At 69.1% G+C, this 411-nt stretch carries 1 protein-coding gene; it reads left to right on the top strand.

What is annotated here, in order from left to right; all coding sequences use genetic code 11:
* Nucleotides 1-73 precede the first annotated feature (73 nt).
* The coding region (locus ACFIF2_RS35955; RefSeq protein ID WP_395577498.1) for a transposase at nucleotides 74-411 on the top strand (338 nt) is incomplete at its 3' end.

Genomic DNA, 411 nt, shown 5'->3' on the forward strand with positions numbered 1-411 from the left:
CTTACTGATCATTTCAGAATGAGTTTGGCTCACTGGCTTGGCAGTTGGGCTGGTGGGCGGCAGAGTTCTCCGGGTGTCGGAGGATCTTGTGCCTGATGATCTGTGGGATCGTGTCGCACCGCTGCTCCCGCCTCGGCCGCCGCGGCGTCGGCGGTATCCGGGCCGGCTGCCGGCGGATGACCGTGCGGCTCTGCGCGGGATCATCTACGTGCTGCGCACGGGTGTGACCTGGGCGGACGTGCCGACCGAGACGATCGGCTGCAGCGGGGTGACGTGCTGGCGGCGGCTGCGGGACTGGACCGAGGCCGGCGTGTGGCCCCGCCTGCACGAGATCCTCCTGGCGGAACTCCGCAAGGCCGGACTGTTGGACATGGAGGACGCCGCGGTCGACGGCTCGCACGTCCGGGCCCT

The organism is Streptomyces sp. BK79 (assembly GCF_044142145.1).
Classification (GTDB): Bacteria; Actinomycetota; Actinomycetes; order Streptomycetales; family Streptomycetaceae; genus Streptomyces.